General features: G+C 62.1%; 1 protein-coding gene. It reads right to left on the reverse strand.

All coding sequences use genetic code 11. The annotated features are described in order from the left end of the window. A partial coding sequence (locus ABIE58_RS20190; RefSeq protein ID WP_354546402.1) for an efflux RND transporter permease subunit occupies positions 1 to 2,741 on the reverse strand: 2,741 nt, incomplete at both ends.

Raw genomic sequence — 2,741 nt, forward strand, 5'->3', positions numbered from 1 at the left:
TAAAGTACCGGCACGGCGACAAGGGTCAGCACCGAGGCAAACGCGAGGCCACCCATTATCGTCACCGCCATAGACGCGAAAAACGCATCCGGCAGGAGCGGGATCATGCCGAAGATCGTTGTGCCGGCGGCCAGCACCACAGGGCGCAGACGGCTGACAGAGCCGTCGATTACCGCCTTGTAATCCGGCACACCGTCCGCGCGCTGCACGTCGATCTCTTCGACCAGAACGATCGCGTTCTTCATCAGCATCCCCGAAAGCGACAAAAAGCCGAGCAGGGCCGTGAAAGTGAAAGGCAGGCCTGTGAAGAGCAGCCCGAGCACCATGCCTGTCACTGACATCGGCACGACAAGCCACAGGATGAGCGGCTGGCGAACCTTGTTGAACATCAGGATCGAGATCGTCAGCATGACAAGAAAGCCGAGGGGAAGCTGTTTGCCAAGGCTGGTCTGGGCGTCGGTGGAGCTTTCATACTGACCGCCCCATTCCATGCTGTAGCCGTCGGGAAGCGGGAGGGCCTCGATCTCGGTGCGCACGCTTTTGAAGGCCTCATCGGCGGTGAGATCCGCCCGTGCGCCGCCAAGGGCGGTGATGGTGCGTTCACGGTTGCGCCGGTGAATGAGCGCCTCGACGAGGCGCGGTTCGAACTGTTCCACAAGGTTGGCCATGGGAACGTAGGCACCAGCCCCATCGGACCAGGCCGACAGGTCCCGAACGCGATCAATCCCGTCGCGTTCGTTGGCGGCCAGCCGCAGATGGATTGGAATGACCTCGTCGCCTTCGCGCAATTCACCGACCCGCAAGCCCGAGGTTCCATAGCGGATGGAATCGGCGATCGCGCTGCGCGTGGTCCCGGCCAGCCGCATCCGCGACTCGTCAACGATCGGCTCGATCAGGATCTCGCGCTGCCGCCAATTGGTGCGTGAATTTGTGATTGTGCCTGCGGCCTCGTATATCCGGGTTGCATCATCGGCGAGTTGGCGCAGAATGACCGGATCGGCACCGGAGAAGCGGACCGCCACATCGGCACCGGAGGGCGGGCCGAAAACGAGTTCTTCGACCCGGACAAGCGCGTTGGGAAATGCGGCGGGCAGATCGCGGTTCAACCGATTGGCCATGGCCGGGATCGCCTCGGCGTCGGCCACCCGGACGATCAGCTGGCCATAGCTGGCATCTGCCTGCTCTGGATTGTAGGTCAGCATGAAGCGGCTTGCGCCACGTCCCACCAGGGTCGTCACATCCGTCACGCCCTCCTCGGCCAGGAACATCTGTTCAAGACGCCGCATTTCACGGTCGGTGACGTTGATGTCAGTGCCTTGCGGCATCTGGAATTCGACATAGAAGAGCGGGGTATTTGACGCCGGGAAAAAGGCCTGCTTGACCTGCCCGAAGGCCATCACCGACACAACTGTGATTCCCACGATTATAAGCACAACCAGCACACGGGCGCGCAGCACGAGCCAGAGCATCCCGCGATAGATCCCGTAGAACGCGCCCTTGTAGGGATCGTCCGAGGTGTTTTTTGGGGCCTTGAGCAGCAGCTTGCCGAGATAGGGCGTGACCGTGACGGCCAGAATCCAGCTCATCAGCAGCGAGATGGTGATCACCGCGAAAAGCGAGAACAGGAACTCGCCCGTGGCATCCGGCGACAGGCCGATCCCGGAAAATGCCATGATCCCGATCACGGTGGCCCCAAGCAGCGGAATGGACGTGGAACTTTCGGTCTCGGCGGCGGCTTTTTCCGCACTCTTTCCGCGCGCCATGCCGATTACCATCCCTTCGGTGATCACGATGGCGTTGTCCACCAGCATCCCCATCGCAATGATCAGGGCGCCAAGGCTGATCCGCTCCATTGCGATCCCGAACACCGACATGAAGAACAGTGTCACGAAAACCGTAAGCCCGAGCGTCGCGCCCACCACGAGGCCCGCGCGCCAGCCCATTGTCAGCATCAGCGCCCCGACAACGATGGCGACCGACATCGCAAGGCTCAGAAGAAAGCTGGAGACGGCCTGATCAACGACGACGTGCTGTTCGTAGATCGGCGTGACTTCGACACCTTCCGGCAACTCAGCCTTCAACGTCTCAAGCCGGGCCGAGACTGCCGCGCCAACTTCGACCACGTTTCGGTTCGTCAGCGCCGACACCCCGAGGGTGAAGGCCGCGGTGCCGTTCTGCCGGATGATCTGACTGGGCTGTTCCGCCTCGTCGCGGGCGACGCGGGCAATATTATGGATCGCGACCTGCCCAACCTCTCCGGCCGCGCCAAGCCGCAACTCCTCGATCCCTTCGGGGGTCACGTAACCTGGCGGCACGGACAGTCCTATCCGGGCCGGCCCCTCGGTGATCTCGCCATTATCGAAGACAAGGTTCTCATCGTTCAGCACGCTCAGAACCTGGTTGGGCGGAAGGCCCAGCTCTGTCAGGCGCGCGGATGGAATCGAGATCGTGATCACCTCTTCGGTGAGGCCCTGAACCTCGACCTTGGCGACACCGTCGACGGTCACCAGCCCCAGCCGCAATCGCGTAGCCAGATCCCGCTCTTCGCGCGGGGTCAGACCTTCGGTTTTCACCGCGTAGAACATGCCGTAAACATCGCCGAAATCATCGTTGACGATGGGCGCGCGTGCGCCTTTCGGAAGGTCACCCTCCACGTCGCGGATGCGCAGGCGCATCTCGTCCCAGACCTGCGGAATCTCATCCGGGCCATATGTGCCCTCGATCTCCACGGTGATTTGCGC

It is taken from the genome of Roseovarius sp. MBR-78, from assembly GCF_040547535.1.
Classification (GTDB): Bacteria; Pseudomonadota; Alphaproteobacteria; order Rhodobacterales; family Rhodobacteraceae; genus Roseovarius.